This window comes from Mycobacterium sp. NGS59 (assembly GCF_059812345.1).
Genome location: NZ_JCALCN010000001.1, coordinates 215,643 through 238,736 on the forward strand (window position 1 = coordinate 215,643; position 23,094 = coordinate 238,736).

Sequence of the window (23,094 nt, forward strand, 5' to 3'; positions counted from 1 at the left end):
CCGGCAGCCGACATCCTTTAACGGACCGTCCAGAGAGGCGGAGAAGGAGGTCAATTTCTCGTATGGGTGCTGCCGCAGAACCGCGGGAGTTGATGTCAGCGGCCGACGTCGGTCGCACCATCTCGCGCATGGCCCATCAGATCATCGAGAAGACCGCACTGGACAACCCCGACTCCAATCGGGTGGTGCTGCTCGGCATCCCGACCCGTGGCGTGACGCTCGCGGACCGGCTGGCCGCTAACATCGCCGAATACAGCGGCGTCAAGGTCGGCCACGGGTCACTGGACATCACCCTCTACCGCGACGACCTGATGATCAAACCGCCGCGGCCACTGGAAGCGACATCCATCCCGGTCGGCGGCATCGACGACGCGCTGGTCATCCTCGTCGACGACGTGCTCTACTCCGGACGCTCCACCCGCTCCGCCCTGGACGCCCTGCGTGACGTGGGCCGCCCCCGCGCCGTGCAGCTGGCCGTACTCGTCGACCGCGGCCACCGCGAACTACCGGTGCGCGCCGACTACGTCGGCAAGAACGTGCCCACCTCGCGCAGCGAGAGCGTGCACGTCCAACTACGCGAAGACGACGGTCACGACGCGGTGGTGATCACCCGATGACCCCGCGGCATCTGTTGGCCGCGGGCGACCTGAGCCGCGATGAGGCCACCGCGATCCTCGACGACGCCGACCGGTTCGCGCAGGCGCTGGTGGGCCGCGACATCAAGAAGCTGCCGACGCTGCGCGGCCGCACCATCGTCACCATGTTCTACGAGAACTCCACCCGCACCCGGGTGTCGTTCGAGGTGGCCGGCAAGTGGATGAGCGCCGACGTGATCAACGTCAGCGCGTCCGGATCCTCGGTCGGCAAGGGCGAGTCGTTGCGCGACACCGCGCTGACGCTGCGGGCGGCTGGCGCCGACGCGTTGATCATCCGGCATCCCGCGTCCGGCGCGGCGCACCTGCTGGCGGACTGGACCAGCCACAAGGACGGCCCGTCGGTGATCAACGCCGGCGACGGCACCCACGAGCATCCCACCCAGGCGCTGCTGGACGCGCTGACCGTGCGGCAACGCCTCGGCGGCATCGAGGGCCGCCGCATCGTGATCGTCGGCGACATCCTGCACAGCCGGGTGGCGCGTTCCAACGTCATGCTGCTGCACACGCTGGGTGCCGAGGTGGTGCTGGTAGCCCCGCCGACCCTGCTGCCGCGCGGTGTCGAGAACTGGCCGGTCACCGTGTCCAACGACTTCGACGCCGAACTGCCCGTCGCCGATGCGGTGCTGATGCTGCGGGTGCAGGCCGAACGGATGAACGGCGGGTTCTTCCCGTCGGTGCGCGAATACTCGACCCTGTACGGGTTGTCCGCCCGGCGGCAGGCGCTGCTGCCCGGCCACGCCGTCGTGCTGCACCCCGGTCCCATGCTGCGCGGCATGGAGATCTCGTCGTCGGTGGCTGACTCTTCGCAATCGGCTGTGCTGCAACAGGTTTCCAATGGTGTGCACGTGCGGATGGCGGTTCTGTTCCATGTGCTCGTCGGGGCGGAGGAGGTCGCGGCGTGAGCGTGTTGATCCGAGGCGTCCGGCGCTACGGCGAAGGGGATCCCGTCGACGTTCTGGTCGACGACTCCCAGATCGCTGAAATCGGTCCGGGCCTGGACATTCCGGACCTGGCCGACGTCATCGACGCCACCGGCCAGATCCTGCTGCCCGGCTTCGTCGACCTGCACACCCACCTGCGCGAGCCCGGCCGCGAATACGCCGAGGACATCGAAACCGGCTCGGCCGCAGCGGCTCTCGGCGGTTACACCGCGGTGTTCGCGATGGCCAACACCAACCCCGTCGCCGACAGCCCGGTGGTTACCGACCACGTGTGGCATCGCGGCCAGCAGGTCGGTCTGGTCGACGTGCACCCGGTCGGCGCGGTCACCGTCGGGCTGGCCGGCAAAGAGCTCACCGAGATGGGCATGATGAACGCCGGCGTCGCCGGGGTACGGATGTTCTCCGACGACGGCATCTGCGTGCACGACCCGCTGGTGATGCGCCGCGCGCTGGAATACGCCACCGGTCTGGGCGTGCTGATCGCCCAGCACGCCGAGGAACCCCGACTGACCGTCGGCGCCGTCGCGCACGAGGGGCCCGCGGCCGCGCGGCTCGGGCTATCCGGATGGCCGAGGGCCGCCGAAGAATCCATCGTCGCCCGCGACGCCTTGCTGGCCCGGGACGCCGGCGCCCGGGTGCACATCTGTCACGCCTCTACCGCGGGCACCGTGGAGCTCCTGAAATGGGCCAAGGAACAAGGCATTTCGATCACCGCCGAGGTCACCCCGCATCACCTGCTGCTGGACGACAGCCGACTTGCCAGTTACGACGGCCGCAACCGGGTCAACCCCCCGCTGCGGGAAGCTTCGGACGCGGTCGCACTGCGTCAGGCGCTGGCCGACGGGATCATCGACTGTGTGGCCACCGATCACGCCCCGCACGCCGAGCACGAGAAATGTGTCGAGTTCTCCGCCGCGCGACCCGGCATGCTGGGGCTGCAGACCGCGCTGTCGGTGGTGGTGCAGACGATGGTGCAGCCGGGCCTGTTGAGTTGGCGCGACGTGGCCCGGGTGATGAGCGAGAACCCGGCGCGCATCGTCGGCCTGCCCGATCAGGGCCGCCCGCTCGAGGTCGGCGAGCCGGCCAACCTGACGGTGGTCGATCCCGACGCCACCTGGACCGTCACCGGCGACGGTTTGGCCAGTCGGTCGGCCAACACCCCCTACGAATCGATGACGCTCCCGGCGACGGTGACCGCGACCCTGTTGCGCGGCAAGGTCACCGCCCGGGACGGGAAGAGTCCGGCATGAACTCAGGCACCTTTGTGGGATCGCTGATCTTCGCGGCGGTCCTGGTGGTGGTGCTGGCGGTGGTGATCCAGCTGATGGTGCGTGGCTGGCGGCGCCGCGCCGAACGGCAGGTGGAGTTGGTCGGCGACCTGCCCGAGTTGCCCGTCGAGTTCGGTGCCGCGTCGATCACCACACCTGGGCTCTACGTCGGCTGTTCGTTGTCGCCGGCCTGGAACGACCGGGTCGCGGCCGGCGATCTGGGCTACCGCAGCAAGGCGGTGCTGATCCGTTATCCGGCCGGGATCCTGGTGGAACGCATTCGCGCGCAACCGATCTGGATTCCGCAGTCGTCGGTCAAGGACATCCGTTGCGAACGTGGCATCGTCGGCAAGGTGGGCCCGCGCAACGGGATCCTGGCGATCCGGTGGCGGCTGCCGTCGGGCACCGTGATCGACACCGGATTCCGCGCGAACAACCGCGACGAGTATGCGAAATGGCTGGAAGAGGAGGCCTCCTGTGAGTAAGGCGTTGCTGGTGCTCGAGGACGGTCGCGTCTTCACCGGCACACCGTTCGGGGCGATCGGCCAGACGCTGGGGGAGGCCGTGTTCAGCACCGGCATGTCCGGTTACCAGGAGACCCTGACCGACCCCAGCTATCACCGTCAGATCGTGGTGGCCACCGCACCGCAGATCGGCAACACCGGGTGGAACGGTGAGGACGCCGAGAGCCGTGGCGACAAGATCTGGGTGGCCGGCTACGCCGTGCGCGACCCGTCGCCGCGCGCCTCGAACTGGCGCGCCACCGGAACTCTCGAGGACGAGCTGGTGCGTCAGCGCATCGTCGGGATCTCCGGCATCGACACCAGGGCGGTGGTGCGCCACCTGCGCAGCCGCGGCTCGATGAAAGCGGGCGTGTTCTCCGGCGCGGCCCTGGCCGACCCCGACGAGTTGATCGAACGGGTGCGCGGGCAGGACGCGATGCTGGGCGCCGACCTGGCCGGCGAGGTCAGCACGCCCGACTCCTACCTCGTCGAACCCGAAGGCCCGCACCGGTTTACCGTGGCGGCACTGGACCTGGGCATCAAGACCAACACGCCGCGCAACTTCGCCAAGCGCGGGATCCGCAGCCACGTGCTGCCGGCGTCGGTGACCTTCGAGCAGATCACCGACCTGCAACCCGACGGTGTCTTTCTCTCCAACGGCCCCGGTGACCCGGCCACCGCCGACCACACCGTCGCGCTCACCCGTGACGTGCTCGGGGCCGGAATCCCGCTGTTCGGAATCTGTTTCGGCAACCAGATCCTGGGCCGCGCGCTGGGGCTGTCGACGTACAAAATGGTGTTCGGCCACCGCGGGATCAACATTCCGGTGATCGACCACGCCACCGGACGGGTCGCGGTGACCGCGCAGAACCACGGGTTCGCCCTCGAAGGGGAGGCCGGCCAGTCCTTCGACACCCCCTTCGGTGCGGCCGAAGTCAGCCACACCTGTGCCAACGACGGCGTCGTCGAAGGGGTCAAACTGAAGAACGGCAAGGCATTTTCGGTGCAATACCATCCGGAGTCGGCCGCCGGGCCGCACGATGCGGAGTACCTGTTCGACCAGTTCATCGAGCTGATGGAAGGGAACCGCTGATGCCGACGCTGCCGAGCGTGCACACATGTACGGCGACACGCCGTCAAGCTTGTACATTTGCGCACCTTCGCGCCTACGAAGGGAACAGCTAGTGCCGCGGCGGAGCGACCTCAACCATGTGCTGGTGATCGGCTCCGGCCCGATCGTCATCGGACAGGCTGCCGAATTCGACTACTCCGGCACCCAGGCCTGCCGGGTGCTGCGCGCCGAGGGGTTGCAGGTCAGCCTGATCAACTCCAATCCGGCGACCATCATGACCGATCCCGAGTACGCCGACTTCACCTACATCGAGCCCATCACCCCGGCGTTCGTCGAGAAGGTGATCGCCCAGCAAGCCGAGCGGGGCAACAAGATCGACGCCCTGCTGGCCACCCTGGGCGGCCAGACCGCGCTCAACACCGCGGTCGCGCTGTTCGAAAACGGCGCCCTGGAACGGTACGGGGTCGAACTCATCGGCGCCGACATCGACGCCATCCAGCGCGGTGAGGACAGGCAGCGGTTCAAGGACATCGTCACCAAGGTCGGCGGTGAATCCGCGCGCAGCCGAGTGTGTTTCACCATGGAGGAAGTCCGGGACACGGTCGAGGAGCTGGGTCTGCCGGTGGTGGTGCGCCCCAGTTTCACCATGGGCGGATTGGGTTCGGGCATGGCCAGTTCCATCGACGAGGTCGACCGGATGGCCGGCGCCGGGCTGGCCGCCAGCCCCAGCGCCAACGTGCTGATCGAGGAATCGATCTACGGGTGGAAGGAATTCGAGCTCGAGTTGATGCGCGACGGCCACGACAACGTGGTGGTGGTGTGCTCGATCGAGAACGTCGACCCGATGGGTGTGCACACCGGCGACTCGGTCACCGTGGCGCCCGCGATGACGCTCACCGACCGGGAGTACCAGCGCATGCGCGACCTGGGCATCGCGATCCTGCGCGAGGTCGGCGTGGACACCGGCGGCTGCAACATCCAGTTCGCCGTCAACCCCAGCGACGGCCGGCTCATCGTCATCGAGATGAACCCGCGCGTATCACGTTCCAGCGCATTGGCTTCCAAGGCCACCGGCTTCCCGATCGCCAAGATCGCCGCGAAACTGGCCATCGGCTACACCCTCGACGAGATCGTCAACGACATCACCAAGGAGACGCCGGCCTGCTTCGAACCCACCCTGGACTACGTGGTGGTCAAGGCGCCGCGGTTCGCGTTCGAGAAGTTCCCCGGCGCCGACGCCACGCTGACCACCACGATGAAGTCCGTCGGTGAGGCAATGTCGTTGGGCCGCAACTTCGTCGAGGCGCTCGGCAAAGTGATGCGGTCGCTGGAAACCACCCGCGCCGGGTTCTGGACCAAGCCCGATCCGCCGGACTCGTCCCTCGACCAGGTGCTGACCCGGCTGCAGAGCCCTACCGAAGGTCGGCTCTACGACATCGAATTGGCGCTGCGGCTGGGCGGTTCGGTGGAGCAGGTGGCCCGGGCCAGCGGTGTGGACCCGTGGTTCGTGGCGCAGATCGACGAACTGGTGGCGCTGCGCGCCGAACTGGTCGACGCCCCCGTGCTCGACGCCGACTTGCTGCGGCACGCCAAGCACTGTGGCCTCTCCGACCGCCAGATCGCGGCGCTGCGACCGGAGCTGGCCGGCGAGAACGGGGTGCGCTCGCTGCGCGGGCGACTGGGTATCCACCCGGTGTACAAGACCGTGGACACCTGCGCGGCCGAGTTCGAGGCCAAGACGCCCTACCACTACAGCAGCTACGAACTCGACCCGGCCGCCGAGACCGAGGTCGCCCCGCAGACCGAGAAGCCCAAGGTGCTGATCCTCGGTTCGGGTCCCAACCGGATCGGACAGGGCATCGAGTTCGACTACAGCTGCGTGCACGCGGCAACCACGTTGAGCCAAGCCGGTTTTGAGACGGTGATGGTCAACTGCAACCCGGAAACGGTGTCCACCGACTACGACACCGCCGACCGGCTGTACTTCGAGCCGCTGACGTTCGAGGACGTCCTGGAGGTGTTCCACGCCGAGGAGCAGTCCGGCGCCGGGGGTGCCGGGGTGGCCGGCGTGATCGTCCAACTCGGCGGCCAGACCCCGCTGGGTCTGGCGCAGCGCCTCGCCGACGCCGGGGTTCCGGTCGTCGGCACCCCGCCGGAGGCCATCGACCTCGCCGAGGACCGCGGCGCCTTCGGCGACCTGCTCAACGCCGCGGGCCTGCCCGCACCGAAGTACGGCACCGCCACCACCTTCGACCAAGCCCGCCGGATCGCCGCCGACATCGGTTACCCGGTGCTGGTGCGGCCCTCCTACGTGCTGGGCGGCCGCGGCATGGAGATCGTCTACGACGAAGAGACACTCAAGGGCTACATCACCCGCGCCACCGAGCTCTCACCCGAGCATCCGGTGCTCGTCGACCGCTTCCTCGAAGACGCGGTGGAGATCGACGTCGACGCGCTGTGCGACGGCACCGAGGTCTACATCGGCGGGATCATGGAGCACATCGAGGAGGCCGGCATCCACTCCGGGGACTCCGCGTGCGCGTTGCCGCCGGTCACGTTGGGCCGCAGCGACATCGAGAAGGTCCGCAAGGCCACCGAAGCGATCGCCCACGGCATCGGCGTGGTCGGCCTGCTCAACGTGCAGTACGCGCTCAAGGACGACATCCTCTACGTGTTGGAGGCCAACCCGCGGGCGAGCCGCACCGTTCCCTTCGTCTCCAAGGCCACCGCGATTCCGCTGGCCAAGGCGTGTGCGCGAGTCATGCTGGGCGCCAACATTTCTGCGCTCCGCAAGGAGGGATTGCTGGCCGAGTCCGGCGACGGCGCCAGCGCGGACCCCTACGCCCCGATCGCGGTCAAGGAAGCGGTGCTGCCGTTCCACCGGTTCCGCCGCGCCGACGGTGCCGCCATCGACTCGTTGCTCGGCCCGGAGATGAAGTCGACCGGTGAGGTCATGGGCATCGACCGCGATTTCGGCACCGCTTTCGCCAAGAGCCAGACCGCCGCCTACGGCTCACTGCCCGCCCAGGGCACCGTGTTCGTGTCGGTCGCCAACCGGGACAAACGGTCGCTGGTGTTCCCGGTAAAGCGCCTGGCCGACCTGGGTTTTCATGTCCTGGCCACCGAGGGCACGGCGGAGATGTTGCGCCGCAACGGAATTCCGTGCGACGAGGTCCGCAAACACTTCGAGGCGCCCCAGGACGGCCGTCCGGCGATCTCGGCCATCGACGCGATCCGCGCCGGTGAGGTCGACATGGTGATCAACACGCCGTTCGGCAACTCCGGCCCGCGCATCGACGGCTACGAGATCCGCTCGGCGGCGGTGGCGGTCAACATCCCTTGCATCACAACGGTTCAGGGCGCCTCGGCTGCCGTGCAGGGCATCGAGGCCGGCATCCGCGGTGACATCGGCGTGCTGTCCCTGCAGGAGCTGCATCGCGACCTCAGCACGCGCAACGGCCGGCATGACTAGTTTCGGGGCTCGGCTGGTCGAGGCGAAGGCACAGCGCGGCCCGCTGTGTCTGGGCATCGACGCCCATCCCGACCTGTTGCGGGCCTGGGAGCTGCCGGTCACGGCCGACGGGCTGGCCGCGTTCTGTGACATCTGCGTGGCCGCCTTCGCCGATTTCGCCGTGGTGAAGCCGCAGGTGGCGTTTTTCGAGACGTACGGGTCGGCGGGCTTCGCGGTGCTCGAACGCACCATCGCCGCGCTGCGGGCCGACGGGGTGCTGGTGCTGGCCGACGCCAAACGCGGCGACATCGGGTCGACGATGGCCGCCTACGCCGCGGCCTGGGCCGGCGACTCACCGCTTGCCGCCGACGCGGTCACGGTCTCGCCGTATCTCGGCTTCGGCTCGCTGCGTCCGCTGCTGGAGGTTGCGGCCGCGCACCAACGCGGGGTGTTCGTGCTGGCGGCCACCTCCAACCCCGAAGGGGCGACGGTGCAGCGCGCCGACGTCGGCGGGCGCACGCTGGCGCAGATGATCGTGGACCACGTGGCCGCGTGCAATCAGGGCGGCACCGGATCGGTCGGGGTGGTGGTCGGTGCCACCGCCCTGGAAGCGCCCGATCTGAGCGCCGTGAACGGTCCGGTACTGGTGCCCGGGGTCGGCGCCCAGGGCGGACGTCCCGAGGCCCTGGCCGGCTTGGGCGGGGCGGCGTCGCAGTTTCTGCTGCCGGCGGTGTCCCGGGAGGTGCTGCGGGCGGGACCCAGCGTCGCCAAGGTGCGCGCGGCCGCCGAACGCATGCGCGACACCGTCGCGTACCTGGCTCAGGTGTGACGACACGCGCGGACACGCCACACCAATCCGTGATCCGTGGCACTGCAAACCGTGGCCACGCTCCGACGGTGAGCGCCGCGGCACCATCACCCTGCCGGGACAACCGGGGTGCTAGGCTGAAACCGCTGGTGGGGGCGATTTACCCGAGCGTCCATGGGCGAAGGCCGTCGTGCCGGCCGCAACCGGTCAAGCAACTCCGGTTACTGCCACGGCGACCTTGGCTCGTCGTCACACGCTGGGCGTTTGCCCCCCAAACCGGGGGGTCGGGTTAGATTTCGTCGGGAACCGTGAGTACGGTCGTCTGCGCTGGCTGAACTACCCGGCCGACACAAACAGATATCCATGAGAGACGGAGGAATCGTGGCCCTTCCCCAGTTGACCGACGAGCAGCGCGCGGCAGCGTTGGAGAAGGCTGCTGCCGCACGTCGAGCACGAGCAGAACTCAAGGATCGGCTCAAGCGCGGTGGCACCAACCTCACCCAGGTGCTCAAGGACGCCGAGACCGACGAAGTCCTGGGCAAGATGAAGGTGTCTGCGCTGCTGGAGGCGTTGCCGAAGGTGGGCAAGGTCAAGGCGCAGGAGATCATGACCGAGCTGGAGATCGCGCCGACCCGCCGCCTGCGTGGGCTCGGCGACCGTCAGCGCAAGGCGCTGCTGGAAAAGTTCGGCTCCTAGTCGGCCGGCCGCCGACGATGCGGGCCAGCTGGCCTGAGCAGGAGGCGGGCGATCCAACCCGGCGACCGACCCGGGAGCGCAGATGAGCGTGGGCGGGGGACCGGACACAGGCCGCGTGGTCGTGCTGTCCGGTCCCTCCGCCGTCGGCAAGTCGACGGTGGTTCGGTGTCTGCGCGAGCGGATCCCGGACCTGCACTTCAGTGTCTCCGCCACGACGCGAGCACCGCGGCCCGGGGAAGTCGACGGCGTCGACTATCACTTCGTCAGCCCGGCCGGGTTCCAGCGCCTGATCGACCAGGGGGAGCTGCTGGAATGGGCGGACATTCACGGGGGACTGCACCGGTCGGGCACCCTGGCCGCGCCGGTGCGCGAGGCCACCGCGGCCGGGTTTCCGGTGCTCGTCGAGGTCGACCTGGCCGGTGCCCGGGCCGTCAAGAAAGCCATGCCGGAGGCACTCACGGTGTTCCTGGCCCCCCCGAGCTGGGAGGATCTGGAGGCCAGGCTGGTCGGCCGGGGCACCGAGACTCCCGATGTGATCCGGCGCCGGCTGGACACCGCGCGCGTCGAATTGGCAGCCCAGGGCGACTTCGACGTGGTGGTGGTCAACGGTCGATTAGAGTCTGCGTGCGCCGAATTGGTATCCTTGCTGGTTAGCAACCCATCCAGTTCTTGACTACTTGACCTTTTGAAGACCTTTTGAAGCTGCCCATGAGCAGCTTCGTGCAGCCAGGAGATTTTCTACGTGACCATTCCGCAGTCCGAGGCGTCGTTGTCCGCCGTCCCCGATCAGTTCGATCCGGCGGCCGGTGGGGCCGGTGCCTACGACACCCCGCTGGGCATCACCAACCCACCCATCGACGAGTTGCTGGACCGCGTCTCGAGCAAGTACGCGCTGGTGATCTACGCCGCCAAGCGGGCGCGACAGATCAACGACTACTACAACCAACTCGGCGAGGGCATCCTCGAGTACGTCGGCCCGCTGGTCGAGCCCGGTCTGCAGGAGAAGCCGTTGTCGATCGCTATGCGTGAGATCCACGCCGACCTGCTCGAACACACCGAGGGCGAGTAACAGGGGTCCGGCGCGCCATGGAGGGACAGCGCACTGAGCGCAGCTCCAAAAGGGTAATCGTCGGGGTCTCCGGCGGTATCGCCGCCTACAAGGCCTGCACGGTTGTCCGTCAGCTCGCCGAAGCCGGCCACGACGTCCGCGTCATCCCCACCGAATCCGCGCTGCGCTTCGTCGGTGCCGCCACCTTCGAGGCTCTTTCCGGTGAGCCGGTGCGCACCGGCGTCTTCGACGACGTCTCCGAAGTCCCGCATGTGCGACTCGGCCAGCAGGCCGACCTGGTGGTGGTCGCGCCGGCCACCGCTGACCTGCTGGCCCGTGCCGTGGCCGGGCGGGCCGACGACCTGCTGACCGCAACCCTGCTCACCGCGCGGTGTCCGGTGCTGTTCGCGCCGGCGATGCACACCGAGATGTGGTTGCACCCGGCCACGGTCGACAACGTCGCCACGCTGCGCCGTCGCGGCGCGATCGTGCTCGAGCCCGCCTCGGGGCGCCTGACCGGCTCCGACAGCGGCGCCGGACGGCTGCCCGAGGCCGAGGAGATCACCACCCTGGCTCGCCTGCTGCTGGAACGCCACGATGCCCTGCCGTACGACTTGGCAGGATGCAAAGTGCTGGTGACCGCCGGCGGCACCCGCGAGGCGATCGACCCGGTGCGTTTCATCGGCAACCGCAGCTCCGGCAAGCAGGGCTACGCCGTCGCGCGGGTGGCCGCCCAGCGCGGGGCGGAGGTCACGCTGATCGCCGGGCACACCGCCGGGCTGGTCGACCCGGCCGGCGTCAACGTGGTGCACGTCAGCTCGGCAGCGCAGCTCGGCGAGGCGGTGTCCAAGCACGCCCCGGAGGCGAACGTGCTGGTGATGGCGGCCGCGGTGGCCGACTTCCGGCCGACCGAGGTGGCGACCGCCAAGATCAAAAAGAACGTGGACACCCAAGTCGGCCCACCGCCGATCGAGCTGGTGCGCAACGACGACGTGTTGGCCGGGACGGTGCAGGCGCGCTCGCACGGCCAGCTACCCAACATGCGCGCCATCGTCGGGTTCGCCGCCGAGACCGGCGACGCCAACGGCGACGTGCTGTTCCACGCCCGCGCCAAGTTGCAGCGCAAAGGCTGCGACCTGTTGGTCGTCAACGCCGTCGGCGAGGGCAAGGCGTTTGAGGTGGACAGCAACGACGGCTGGCTGCTGACGGCCGACGGAACCGAGTCGGCTTTGCAGCACGGCTCCAAAACCCTGATGGCGAGCCGTATTGTGGACGCGATTGTCACGTTCCTGAACAGGGAGACATCCCAGTAACGTGTCGGGCGCCAGCAGCATCGGAGGCCCATCCGAATTTGCCAAAAACCCGGCGTAGCCGGTTGAGTAAGAGCCAAGATAATAATTCGCCTAACTAACCTTTGGGCGGGCGCGACTGGAAGGACACAGGGTGAGCGAGAAGGGCCGGCTATTCACCAGCGAATCGGTGACCGAGGGGCATCCGGACAAGATCTGTGATGCAATCAGTGACTCGGTCCTCGATGCGCTACTCGCGCAGGACCCCCGCTCCCGTGTCGCGGTCGAAACCCTGGTGACCACCGGCCAGGTTCACGTGGTGGGAGAGGTGACGACCTCGGCGAAGGAGGCGTTCGCCGACATCGCCAACACGGTCCGCAGCCGCATCCTCGACATCGGTTACGACTCGTCGGACAAGGGGTTCGACGGCGAGACGTGCGGGGTGAACATCGGCATCGGGGCGCAGTCACCGGACATCGCCCAAGGCGTCGACACCGCGCACGAGGCCCGCGTGGAGGGCGCGGCGGACCCGTTGGACCTGCAGGGCGCCGGTGACCAGGGTCTGATGTTCGGGTACGCGATCAACGACACCCCGGAACTGATGCCGCTGCCGATCGCGCTGGCCCACCGGCTGTCGCGGCGACTGACCGAGGTCCGCAAGAACGGGACGCTGGCCTACCTGCGTCCGGACGGCAAGACCCAGGTCACCATCGCCTACGAGGACCATGTGCCGGTGCGGCTGGACACCGTCGTGATCTCCACGCAGCACGCCGACGGGATCGACCTGGAGAAGCAGCTGGACCCCGACATCCGCCAGCATGTGCTGACCAGCGTGCTGAGGGAACTGGACCACCCGACCCTGGACTCCTCGGACACGCGGGTGCTGGTCAACCCGACCGGCAAGTTCGTCCTGGGCGGCCCGATGGGCGACGCGGGCCTGACCGGGCGCAAGATCATCGTCGACACCTACGGCGGCTGGGCCCGGCACGGCGGTGGCGCCTTCTCCGGCAAGGACCCGTCCAAGGTCGACCGCTCGGCCGCGTATGCGATGCGCTGGGTGGCCAAGAACGTGGTGGCCGCCGGATTGGCGGAGCGGGTCGAGGTGCAGGTGGCCTACGCCATCGGCAAGGCAGCGCCGGTCGGGCTGTTCATCGAGACGTTCGGCACCGAGGCCGTCGACCCGGTCAAGATCGAGAAGATCATCCCCGAGGTGTTCGACCTGCGTCCGGGTGCGATCATCCGCGACCTGAACCTGCTGCGGCCGATCTACGCCCAGACCGCGGCGTACGGGCACTTCGGCCGCACCGATGTCGAGTTGCCCTGGGAGCAGCTGGACAAGGTCGACGACCTCAAGCGCGCCATCTAGTCGCCTCCTACCGCGAGCAGACGCAGAATCGCACGATCTGGCCGCCGCCAGTGCGATTCTGCGTCTGCTCGCGCAGGCTAATCGGGCGGTAGCGGGTGGTCGGGATCCAGCCCGGCCAGCCCGTCGATACTGCGCTGGTTGCGGCCGATGACCTTCGAGTACGCCTCGGTCGGCTGCTTGCCGTGCAAGTCGTCCAGGACGGGCCGTTCGTCGACGAGTTCGTAGTAGGGCACCGAGAACCCGCAGGCGTCGGCGATGCGTTCCACGTCGACGACGATGGCCGACCGGATCCCCGGGCGGTGCCCGAAATGTGTTCTGATACGAGCGAATTCGTCGTCGTCGGGGCGCAGCGCCCGGCCGGTGCCGAACAGCCGCAGGATCCGGGAATTGCGGGTGAACGAGCAGAACATGATGGTGATGCGGCCGTTGTCCCGCAGGTGCGCAATGGTTTCCACGCCGCTGCCGAACAGGTCGAGGTAGGCCACGGTGTGGTCGTCGAGTACCGCGAATGTGTCGGCATAGCCCTTGGGCGACAGGTTGATCCGACCGCCCTGCGACGGGGCGGTCGCGACGAAGAACATGGCCTGTTCCGCTATGAACTCACGCAGCGACGCATCGAGGTGCGAGAACTCCTTCGCCATCCGCTGAGCGTAACGCGATGAACCCCAGCACGATCAGCAGCAGGCCGCAGCGCGGCACGCCGGACGTCTCCTTGGTAGAACCCGATCACGCGGGGGTCCATCACCCTACGCCACAGCGGCGGGAACACCGCCAGCACCAGCATCGCCGCGTAGCCGGTCGGCAGCTGCGGGGCCTCCTGCGCGTGGCGTAGCGCCTGATAGCCGCGCAGCGGGTTGGCGTGATGATCCGAATGTCGCTGCAGATGGAACAGCAGCACGTTGGACACAATCGAGTTGCTGTTCCAGCTGTGCGACGCCCGCACCCGTTCGTAGCGGCCGCTGGGCAATTTCTGTCGTCGCAGTCCGTAATGCTCCACGTAGTTGACCGCCTCGAGCAGGCTGAAGCCGACGACGGCCTGCCCGATCAGCCACGGCAGCACGACGGGCCGGAACCACACCGCCAGCACGGCGAACAGCAGGATGCTGAGCAGCCAGGCGCTGACGGCATGATTGTGCAGCGTCCAGGCCGACTTGCTCGACTTGGCCAACCTTCGCGACTCCAACTGCCAGGCAGACCGCAGACTGCCGACAACCGAACGTGCCAGGAACGCGTAGAGACTCTCGCCGAGGCGCGCGCTGGCAGGGTCCTCGGGTGTCGCCACCCGAACATGGTGTCCGCGGTTGTGCTCGACGAAGAAGTGGCCGTAGCACGTCTGCGCAAGCGCGATCTTGGAAAGCCGACGCTCGAAGTCCTCCCGGGTGTGACCCAGGTTGTGCGCAGCGTTGATCGCGAGTCCGCCGATCAGACCGACCGTCATCATCAGCCCCACCTTGTCGGCGAAACCCATCACCACCCAACCGCCGCCGGCCCAGAGCCAGCACGCGAGGATCAGCATCCCGTACTGGTGGGGCAGGTAGAGATAGGTCGCCCAGCGATAGAACCGGTTGTTTTCCAGCGACGCGAGAACACTGTCCGGCGGATTGTCCGAGTCCGATCCCACCAGACGGTCGAGAACCGGAACCACCACGAAGGCCAGCACCGAACCGGTCCACCAGAACGCTGCCACTCCGGTCGTCAGCACCAGCAGCCAGGACGCCAGGACCAGCACGGGGACGCCCGCCCCGAGCATCCACAGGTACCTTTTCGGATCCGTCCACGTGCCGGGGGAGCCTTGTCCGAAGCCGAATTCACCGGGTTGTAACTCTGCCTTGAGGCGTACCAACACCTTCATACTAGCGGTAGTACCATACTTTGAGTATGCTTAAACCGGTAATTAGCTGATACTCGGTTGGCTTCTAGGAGAGCTAAGAGATGAGCAGCGCACCGCGCGGAAGCGCCTTCACGCGCCGCCGGTTCCTGGGAGCCGCGGCCGGCATTGCCGTCGGGGCGCTGGGCGCCGGGGTCGTCGAACTCGGAACACGCCGCGAGGAGCCGGCGGCGAGTCCCCGTCCCCATTACCCGGCTCTCGTGATCGGCAGCGGTTACGGCGGCGGGGTGACGGCGCTACGTCTCGGTGAAGCCGGCGTCACCACCCTGATCCTGGAGAAAGGTCGCCACTGGGACGCCGCCGACGCCGACGGCAAGCGTTTCTCCAGGATGCTGCCCGCCGACAACCGGGCGGGATGGTTCACGTCGGTCCCGCCCAGCCTGGTGCCGTCGTTTCGCGGTGTCTCGATGGAACAGGTGGCCAGGAACGCGCCGTCCGCACAGCCCGTTCAGGCCGGGATCTGCGACAAGGTGGTGCACGGGGCGCACAGCGTGTTCCGCGGCATTGGCGTCGGCGGTGGGTCGATGATCAATGCCGCAATCGCGGCGATCCCCACCCCGGACCAGTTGCGTGCGGCTTTCCCGGACATCGATCCCGCCGTCTTCCTGGGAACCTACATCGAACGCGCGAAGACCATGCTGCACATCAGTTATCGCGACCCGGAGTGGTTCGAGCACACGCCCTGGTTCCAGTACGCGCGAGTCGGCCGGCAATATGCCGCGGCGGCGGGCTACAAAGTCGATTACAACGGCAGCGCCTACTCGTTCGACTATATGAGACGCGAAGAGGCAGGCCAGGTTCCGCGTTCCTCGCTGGATTTCGAGCAGCAGTACGGCAACAACTACGGCCGGTTCGGCAGCGTCGATCAGACCTACATCGCAGCCGCACTGGCCACCGGCAAGGTCACCCTGCGCCCGCTCACCGAGGTCACCGGAATCCGGCGCGAGCGCTCCGGTGAGTACGTCGTCTCGACCCGTGAGATAGACCGCTTCGGCAAGGAGGTACGCCGGGACGAAATCGGCTGCAACGAACTGCATCTCAATGCCGGGGTGCTGGGGACCACCGAGCTGTTGCTGCGGGCCAGGGAGACCGGGGCGCTGCCGGACCTCAGCGAGGAGATCGGCCGCGGCTACGGCAACAACGGCGACATCATGGTCGCGCACAACCTGGCGTCCGCAGACCCCGCCGGCACCCAGCAATCGCTGATGGGCATGATCAACCTCGACGGCCGAAACGATCCGGTGAATCCGGTGTACGCCAGTATGTTCTCGCTTCCGCTACCGGTCGAGACGTTCGCGTTGGGTTACTACGCGATGGTGCGCACCGGCGACCGTGCCGACATCCGCTACGACCGGGGAACCGATGCGATCCGCATCGACTGGCCCGAGGGCTACACCGAAAACCTGCGCAGCAGAGCCAAACTGGTGTTCGACAAAGTGACCCACGCCAACGGGGTCGACTACCGGGATGACCTGTTCGAAGGGAAAGCCCTCGCCCCCAACACCGTTCACCCGATGGGCGGGGTGGTGCGGGGCAAAGCCACCGACACCTACGGCCGGGTCAACGGTTATCCCAAGTTGTATGTCAACGACGCGTCGCTGCTGCCCGGCTATCTGGGCTGCAACCCGTTCATGACCATCACCGCACTGGCCGAACGCAACATCGAAGGGATCCTGCAGGGCCGAAAGTAGGTCAGGCCGTGAACTCGTAGTCGTCCAGATCGAAACGCCTACTCCGCCAATACGCTTCGACGGTGGTCGTGGGCCGCAACGGCACGTCGCCGTTCTTGTCGAAGTAGTAGCTGTTGGCCAGTCGGCAACTGTCCTGCCAGAAAACTTGCCGGTAGCGCCGGCGCATCATCTCGGCGAAATACCGGTCGTTGGCTTCCGGGGTCACCGCCACCCGCGTCGCGCCGTCGCGCTGCGCGCGTTTCAGGCACCGCAGGATGTGGTGGGTCTGGGTCTCGATCAGCGCGAAGTAGGACGATCCGACGTAGCCGTACGGGCCGAACACGGCAAAGAAGTTGGGGAACCCCGGAATGCTGACGCCTTCGTAGGCCTGCGTGCGGTGCTCGTCCCAGAACCGGCTCAGGGACTGACCGCCGGCGCCGGTGACCGCGAAGGTCAGCACGTCGTCGGTGTCGAGCACCTTGAAGCCGGTGGCCAGGATCAGCACGTCGATTTCGTGGCTGGTGCCGTCGGCCGTGACCACCGCGGACGGGGTGATCTTGCTGATCGGATCGGTGACCAGTCGCACGTTGTCGCGGTTGAAGGTGGCCAGATAGGTGTTGTGAAATCCGGGGCGCTTGCAACCGACGGCATAGCGCGGGGTCAGTTGGTCCCGCACCGCCGGGTCGCGGACCTGCTGGCGCAGATAACTTCGTCCCGCCGCGGCCATCCACCGGGCCATCGGGAAGACCTTGAAATAGTGCGCGGCGATGGGGAAGGTGGCTTCGACGTAGGCCTGACTCAGCGCCCGCTGCACCACCTTGCCGCCGGGAACCCGCATCGCCCACTTGACCGGCGCGGGCAGCGGCACGTCGAGCTTCGGGAAGCACCAGATGGGGGTGCGCTGAAACACGGTGAGCTGGCTGACGATCGGTGCGATCTCGGGGATGATCTGCACGGCCGAGGCGCCGGTGCCGATGATGGCGACGCGCTTGCCGGTCAAGTCCTGCGTGTGGTCCCAGCGCGCGGTGTGCATGGTGATGCCGTCGAAGGAGTCCACGCCGTCGATGTCGGGCAGCTTGGGCACCGTCAGCACGCCGCTGGCCCCGATCACGAACCGGGCGGTGATCTCACCGCCCGGATCCGTCTGCAGCCGCCACAGGTCCCGCTCGTCGTCGAACTCCGCGGAGATCACCTTGGTGTTGAACCGGATTCGGGACCTGATGCCGTACTTGTCGGCGCAGTGGTCGGCGTAGGCCTTGAGTTCCCGGCCGGGCGCATAGGTGCGTGACCAGTCCGGACTCTGCTCGAACGAGAACTGGTAGGAGAACGACGGAATGTCCACCGCGATACCGGGATAGGTGTTCCAGTACCAGGTGCCGCCGACCCCGTCGGCGGCTTCGATGATCAGATAGTCCGACAGTCCCGCCTCGTCGAGCTTGATGGCCGCGCCGATGCCGGAGAAACCGGCGCCGACGATGACGGTGTGGTAGTCGGGTGCGCCAACCATGGCGAAATTTCCTCCGATGACGGGTTCTCGGCTTTCCGGTTCAGCCTACGGCCCGCGAAACCGCGCCTATCCGTGCGCGCCCGGAAAGCGGCTATCGAAGCCGGTCAGGAATACAGCGCCTGCTTCAGCGCCGCCACCCCACGACTGGTCGCCTCGGCCGCGGCGGGCACCACCGGGGCGAAGCTGGCGTAGCCGTGCACCATGGACGGTTCGTTGCACAACTCGACCGCGACCCCGGCGGCGGCGAGTAGTTCCGCGTAGCGGGCTCCGTCGTCGCGCAGCGGGTCATGCTGGGCGGTGCCGATGAAAGCCGGTGGCAGGCCGGACAATTCGCCGTTTCCGGGGGCCAGTTCGGGCGGCAGCGCGGTGTGATCGGCGAGGTCGAGATGCGGGACGTACCAGCTCAGGAACGCATCCATGACTTCGCTGTCCAGGATCGGGTCGTCGGCGTACTCGATGAACGACGGCAGCGTCCGGTCACCGATGCACGACGGGTACCACAACAGCTGGTAGACCAGCGTCGGGCCGCCTCGATGGGCGTTGTCGCGGGCGCGCTGGGCCATCACCGCCGAGATGTTGCCGCCGGCGGAGTCGCCGGCCACCGCGATCCGGTTCGGGTCGCCGCCCAGCTCAGGGGCATTCTCGGCCACCCAGCGCAGCGCCGCCCAGGAGTCGTCGATCGCGGCGGGAAACGGATGCTCGGGAGCCAGCCGGTAGTCCACCGACACCACGATGGCCTCCGCGCCGACGGCGTGGGCGCGCGCGACGTGGTCGTGGGTGTCCAGATCGCCCAGTGCCCAGCCACCGCCGTGGTAGAACACGACCACCGGCAGGTCGCGCCGGGCTGCGGTGGGCGGCCGGTAGATCCGAACCGGGATATCGGTCAGCTCGCCGTAACCGATCGTGCGTTCCTCGATCCGAAGCTGAGGCAGCAGCTCCGGGGGGACCTTCAGCGCCGCCATCTGCGCGCGGGCAACCTGCACCCCGTCGGCCGCGCGGAACGTCATCGGGATGGCGTCGAGCAGCATCTTCAGCATCGGGTCGACAGGTTGCGTCGGCGGCTCGGTCATACCTTGACGGTACAAACTCCCGGGCTATCCGTGCAGCGCTGCGCACAGTGCGGTCAACCCGCGGTCCATCGCGGCGGTGGCGGCGGGCACCACGCCGGCGTAGCCGAGATAGCCGTGCACCATCGTCTCGGCGTTGTGTACCTCGACCCCGACGCCGGCGTCGGCCAGCAGCTCGCCGTAGCGGATGCCGTCGTCGCGCAGCGGGTCGTGGCCGGCGACGGCGATGTAGGCGTCCGGCAGGCCGGACAGGTTCTGCGCCCGGCCCGGAGCCATGCCCGACGGCGGGTTGGACATGTCGACATCGCCTGCATACCAACGGGAGAAGTCCGAAATCGCCTTCGTATCCAGGATCTGCGCTTCGGCATTCTCGGTGAACGACGGCAGCGAGTTGTCCCACATCGTGGACGGGTACCACAGCAGTTGAAACGCGATCGGTGGTCCACCCTCGTCGCGGGCCCGTTGGGCAACGGCGGCCGCGATGGTGCCGCCCGCCGAATCGCCGGCGAGTGCGACTCGACCGGTGTCGGCGCCCAGTTCCGCGCCGTGTTCGACGACCCATCGTGTTGCGGCCCAAGCGTCCTCGATGGCTGCGGGGTAGGGATGCTCGGGTGCCAACCGGTAGGCGACGGACACCACCATCGCGCCCGCGCCGACGGCATGCTGGCGTGCCGTGCCGTCGTGCGTGTCCAGGTCGCCCATCACGAAGCCGCCGCCGTGGAAGAACAGCACCACTGGAGCGTTCTCGGAATTATCTGGCGGCCAATAGATCCGGATGTCTATGGGGCCGCCGGGTCCGTCGATCGTCCGGTCCTCGACGCGCAGTTCGGGGTGCAGCGCCCGGCGGGGCAGGTCACGCAGCCGCTGTCGCACCGCGTCGATTCCGTCCTCGGTTGATAGCCGAAAGGGAACGGCATCCAGTACCTTCAGCAGGATGGAGTCCACACCGGGTTTCGCGTCGGCGGCGTTGTCCAAGTTGGGCATGGATGTACCGTACGCAGCCCGTCTGGTGCTCGGCGGCTGGGTGGCGGCGGGGTGGGCCGGTATCGCCTACGGCATCTACCTGACGGTGATCGCGCTGCGACTGGCGCCCGGTAGCGAACTGACCGGACACTGGACGTTCCAGCCGGCGTTCAAAGCATCGATGGCCGTGTTGTTGGCCGTCGCGGCGCTCGGGCATCCGGTGGTCCGCGAGCGGCGCTGGCTGGTGCCCGCCCTGGTGTTCTCCGCCGCTGGTGACTGGCTGTTGTCGATCCCCTGGTGGGGGCTTTCGTTCGTGCTGGGCCTGGGCTCATTCCTGTTGGCGCACATATGCTTTCTGGGCGCGCTGTGGCCGCACGTCGCACCGACGCGGGCGCGCATGGCGGCCGCCGCGGTGATGGTGCTGGCATCGGTGTCGATGCTGATCTGGTTCTGGCCGCATCTGGACGAGGGCACGCAGAACCTGACCATCCCGGTCGCGGTCTACATCACCGTGCTGACCGCGATGGTGTGCACGGCATTGTTGGCGCGCCTGCCCACCATCTGGACGGCGGTAGGGGCGGTGTGCTTCGCGGCGTCGGATTCGATGATCGCGATCGGCCGGTTCATTCTGGGCAACGAGGCCCTGGCGGTGCCGATCTGGTGGTCCTATGCGGCCGCGGAGATCCTGATCACGGCCGGTTTCTTCTTCGGTCGCGACGACCTGGCGGACGCCCCGGTTACCGACGCGCCCGTCGAGAACTGATCAACAACCTCGGCGAGAGATATCTTGGCCAGCAACGCATCTCGCAGTTCTGCGCCTGCCGAGGTGGAGCCGATCGCGCGGGTGCTGCCGATGCTGACGGTGCCACACCTGGATCGCGATTTCGACTATCTGGTGTCACCCGAGCAGTCCGACGACGCGCAGCCGGGCGTGCGGGTGCGGGTGCGATTCCACGGCCGCCTGGTCGACGGGTTCGTCCTGGAACGCCGCAACGACACCGATCACCAGGGCAGACTCGGCTGGATCGATCGCGTCGTATCGCCCGAACCGGTGCTGACGCCCGAGGTCCGGCGGCTGGTCGAAGCGGTCGCCGCGCGCTACGCCGGCACCCGGCCTGACGTGCTGCGACTGGCGATACCGGCCCGGCACGCCAGGGTGGAGAAAGAGGGCGCCGGAACCCCGTCACGGCCGGTGGTCGCGCCGGTCGACGCGTCGGGTTGGGACGTCTATGGCCGCGGCGGCCAGTTCCTGGCCGCGCTGGCCGAGTCCCGCGCCGCCCGCGCGGTGTGGCAGGTGCTGCCGGGGGAGTCGTGGGCCGACCGGTTTGCCGAGGCGGCGGCCCAGACGGTCGCAGCCGGCCGCAGCGTCCTGGCGATCGTGCCTGATCAACGCGATTTGGATGCGCTGTGGCAGGCGGTCATCGCCCGTGTCGAGGAGAACAGCGTGGTGGCGTTGTCGGCCGGGCTGGGACCCGCCGCGCGTTACCGCAGGTGGCTGGCGGCACTGCGAGGCGCCGCGCGGGTAGTGCTCGGCACCCGCAGCGCGGTGTTCGCACCGACGGCCGACCTGGGTCTGGTCATGGTGTGGGCCGACTCCGACGACAGCCTGGCCGAGCCGCGGGCGCCCTATCCGCACGCCCGGGAAGTGGCGATGCTGCGCGCCCATCAGGCCCGCTGCGCGGCGTTGATCGGTGGTTACTCCCGGACCGCCGAAGCGCATGCACTGGTGCGCAGTGGCTGGGCACACGACATCGTCGCGTCCCGGCCGGTGGTGCGGGCCCGCACACCGCGCGTGGTTGCCCTCGACGACAGCGGCTTCCTCGACGAACGCGACCCGGCGGCGCGCACCGCGCGGCTGCCGTCCATCGCGCTGCGCGCCGCCCGGTCGTCACTGGCCGCCGGAGCGCCCGTGCTGGTTCAGGTGCCCCGCCGGGGGTATGTGCCGTCACTGGCGTGTGGACGCTGCCGGGCGATCGCCCGCTGCCGGCACTGCACGGGCCCGTTATCGCTGCTGGAACGGGGTGCGGGCACCACCTGCCGATGGTGCGCCCGGGTCGACCTGGCGCCGCGGTGCGCGCGGTGCGGATCGGACGCGGTGCGGGCGGTGGTCGTCGGGGCCCGCCGCACCGCCGAGGAACTCGGGCGGGCGTTTCCGGGTACGGCGGTCATCACGTCGGCGGGGGAGGCCATCGTGGCGGAGGTGCCCGCCCAACCAGCGCTGGTCGTCGCCACTCCCGGTGCCGAACCGCGCGCACCGGGCGGTTACGGGGCCGCACTGCTGCTGGATACCTGGGCGCTGCTCGGCCGTCAGGACCTGCGCGCGGCCGAGGAGGCAATGTGGCGATGGATGAGCGCCGCCGCGCTGGTGCGCGCCCGGTCGATGGGCGGCCTGGTGACCGTGGTCGCCGAATCCTCCCTTCCGACAGTGCAATCGCTGATCCGCTGGGATCCGGTTGGGCACGCCGACGCCGAATTCGCGGCCCGCAACGAAGTAGGGCTGCCGCCCTGTGTGCACATCGCCGCACTGGACGGCAGTGCCGACGGGGTGGCCGCTCTGCTCGCCGAGGCGAGACTGCCCGGCTACGCGGAAGTGCTGGGACCGGTGGACCTACCGGCAGGCGTGCGTCGCCCGGCGGGGACTGCCGCCGGCGCGCCCGTCACGCGGATGTTGGTGCGCGTTCCGCGTGAGCACGGACTCGCGCTGGCGGCGGCGCTGCGCGGTGCGCTCGGTGTGCTCAGCGCCCGCCAGACCCACGACCCCGTCCGCGTGCAGATCGATCCCCTGCACATCGGATAGCCTTGCGCGAAAATGTGTACATAGGAAACAATGAATGCCTACGCTGGTAGGAAGTTGCGACGCTTTCTTTGCCGTAGTCGAGTGTGGGGAAGGGGATTCGGTGA

Annotated in this window: 20 protein-coding genes; 15 read left to right on the forward strand and 5 right to left on the reverse strand. The window is 68.1% G+C overall.

Going from position 1 to position 23,094, the window contains the following annotated elements; all coding sequences use genetic code 11:
- The first annotated feature begins 62 nt into the window (after positions 1-62).
- From pyrR to metK, 12 genes are all read left to right on the forward strand, one after another.
- Complete coding sequence (gene pyrR, locus AC5Y46_RS00960; protein ID WP_499944492.1) at positions 63-617, forward strand: bifunctional pyr operon transcriptional regulator/uracil phosphoribosyltransferase PyrR; 555 nt, start codon at positions 63-65, stop codon at positions 615-617.
- Positions 614-1,558: an aspartate carbamoyltransferase catalytic subunit gene (locus AC5Y46_RS00965; RefSeq protein ID WP_499989793.1), complete on the forward strand. Its 945-nt coding sequence runs from the start codon at positions 614-616 to the stop codon at positions 1,556-1,558. Before pyrR ends, AC5Y46_RS00965 begins: the two co-directional genes overlap by 4 nt.
- On the forward strand, positions 1,555-2,847 hold the full coding sequence (locus tag AC5Y46_RS00970; protein WP_499989794.1) for a dihydroorotase: 1,293 nt from the start codon (positions 1,555-1,557) through the stop codon (positions 2,845-2,847). The genes AC5Y46_RS00965 and AC5Y46_RS00970 overlap by 4 nt, the downstream gene beginning before the upstream one ends.
- The gene (locus tag AC5Y46_RS00975; protein WP_499944495.1) at positions 2,844-3,350 is read left to right on the forward strand and encodes a PH-like domain-containing protein; all 507 of its coding nucleotides are present in this window, start codon (positions 2,844-2,846) and stop codon (positions 3,348-3,350) included. Before AC5Y46_RS00970 ends, AC5Y46_RS00975 begins: the two co-directional genes overlap by 4 nt.
- Complete coding sequence (gene carA, locus AC5Y46_RS00980; protein WP_499944496.1) at positions 3,343-4,461, forward strand: glutamine-hydrolyzing carbamoyl-phosphate synthase small subunit; 1,119 nt, start codon at positions 3,343-3,345, stop codon at positions 4,459-4,461. Before AC5Y46_RS00975 ends, carA begins: the two co-directional genes overlap by 8 nt.
- Before the next feature lie 91 nt (positions 4,462-4,552).
- Positions 4,553-7,912, forward strand: coding sequence for a carbamoyl-phosphate synthase large subunit (gene carB, locus AC5Y46_RS00985; protein ID WP_499944497.1), 3,360 nt, complete (start codon positions 4,553-4,555; stop codon positions 7,910-7,912).
- Complete coding sequence (gene pyrF / locus AC5Y46_RS00990; protein WP_499944498.1) at positions 7,905-8,720, forward strand: orotidine-5'-phosphate decarboxylase; 816 nt, start codon at positions 7,905-7,907, stop codon at positions 8,718-8,720. The genes carB and pyrF overlap by 8 nt, the downstream gene beginning before the upstream one ends.
- A 360-nt stretch (positions 8,721-9,080) precedes the next feature.
- The gene (gene mihF, locus AC5Y46_RS00995; protein ID WP_007171927.1) at positions 9,081-9,395 is read left to right on the forward strand and encodes an integration host factor, actinobacterial type; all 315 of its coding nucleotides are present in this window, start codon (positions 9,081-9,083) and stop codon (positions 9,393-9,395) included.
- An 82-nt stretch (positions 9,396-9,477) separates the two neighbouring features.
- Positions 9,478-10,068 (forward strand): guanylate kinase, encoded by a 591-nt coding sequence (gene gmk / locus AC5Y46_RS01000; RefSeq protein ID WP_499944499.1) that lies wholly within the window; start codon positions 9,478-9,480, stop codon positions 10,066-10,068.
- A gap of 69 nt (positions 10,069-10,137) precedes the next feature.
- Positions 10,138-10,464: a DNA-directed RNA polymerase subunit omega gene (gene rpoZ / locus AC5Y46_RS01005; protein ID WP_499944500.1), complete on the forward strand. Its 327-nt coding sequence runs from the start codon at positions 10,138-10,140 to the stop codon at positions 10,462-10,464.
- A 17-nt stretch (positions 10,465-10,481) separates the two neighbouring features.
- Positions 10,482-11,756, forward strand: a complete 1,275-nt coding sequence (gene coaBC, locus AC5Y46_RS01010) for a bifunctional phosphopantothenoylcysteine decarboxylase/phosphopantothenate--cysteine ligase CoaBC (RefSeq protein WP_499944501.1) — start codon at positions 10,482-10,484, stop codon at positions 11,754-11,756.
- A gap of 130 nt (positions 11,757-11,886) precedes the next feature.
- Positions 11,887-13,098, forward strand: coding sequence for a methionine adenosyltransferase (metK, locus tag AC5Y46_RS01015; RefSeq protein ID WP_499944502.1), 1,212 nt, complete (start codon positions 11,887-11,889; stop codon positions 13,096-13,098).
- Between the two features lie 77 nt (positions 13,099-13,175).
- Here the strand turns inward: metK and AC5Y46_RS01020 are convergent, their stop codons facing one another.
- Positions 13,176-13,739, reverse strand: a complete 564-nt coding sequence (locus AC5Y46_RS01020) for a pyridoxamine 5'-phosphate oxidase family protein (protein ID WP_499944503.1) — start codon at positions 13,737-13,739, stop codon at positions 13,176-13,178.
- Positions 13,691-14,848, reverse strand: coding sequence for an alkane 1-monooxygenase (locus AC5Y46_RS01025; RefSeq protein ID WP_499944598.1), 1,158 nt, complete (start codon positions 14,846-14,848; stop codon positions 13,691-13,693). Before AC5Y46_RS01025 ends, AC5Y46_RS01020 begins: the two co-directional genes overlap by 49 nt.
- A 182-nt stretch (positions 14,849-15,030) precedes the next feature.
- Here AC5Y46_RS01025 and AC5Y46_RS01030 point away from each other — a divergent pair, with 182 nt between their 5' ends.
- Entirely contained in the window at positions 15,031-16,677 is a 1,647-nt protein-coding gene (locus tag AC5Y46_RS01030; RefSeq protein ID WP_499944504.1) for a GMC oxidoreductase, read from the forward strand.
- 1 nt (position 16,678) lies between these two features.
- Here AC5Y46_RS01030 and AC5Y46_RS01035 read toward each other — a convergent pair whose 3' ends face one another.
- The 3 genes from AC5Y46_RS01035 to lipI form a co-directional block, all read right to left on the reverse strand.
- On the reverse strand, positions 16,679-18,163 hold the full coding sequence (locus tag AC5Y46_RS01035; protein ID WP_499944505.1) for a flavin-containing monooxygenase: 1,485 nt from the start codon (positions 18,161-18,163) through the stop codon (positions 16,679-16,681).
- Between the two features lie 104 nt (positions 18,164-18,267).
- Positions 18,268-19,233 (reverse strand): alpha/beta hydrolase, encoded by a 966-nt coding sequence (locus tag AC5Y46_RS01040; RefSeq protein WP_499944506.1) that lies wholly within the window; start codon positions 19,231-19,233, stop codon positions 18,268-18,270.
- Between the two features lie 24 nt (positions 19,234-19,257).
- Positions 19,258-20,214: an esterase LipI gene (gene lipI, locus AC5Y46_RS01045; RefSeq protein WP_499944507.1), complete on the reverse strand. Its 957-nt coding sequence runs from the start codon at positions 20,212-20,214 to the stop codon at positions 19,258-19,260.
- Here lipI and AC5Y46_RS01050 point away from each other — a divergent pair.
- Positions 20,213-20,956: a lysoplasmalogenase gene (locus AC5Y46_RS01050; protein WP_499944599.1), complete on the forward strand. Its 744-nt coding sequence runs from the start codon at positions 20,213-20,215 to the stop codon at positions 20,954-20,956. The two genes, lipI and AC5Y46_RS01050, sit on opposite strands and share 2 nt — an antisense overlap.
- A 90-nt stretch (positions 20,957-21,046) precedes the next feature.
- Positions 21,047-22,990: a primosomal protein N' gene (locus AC5Y46_RS01055; RefSeq protein ID WP_499944600.1), complete on the forward strand. Its 1,944-nt coding sequence runs from the start codon at positions 21,047-21,049 to the stop codon at positions 22,988-22,990.
- Positions 22,991-23,094 lie beyond the last annotated feature (104 nt).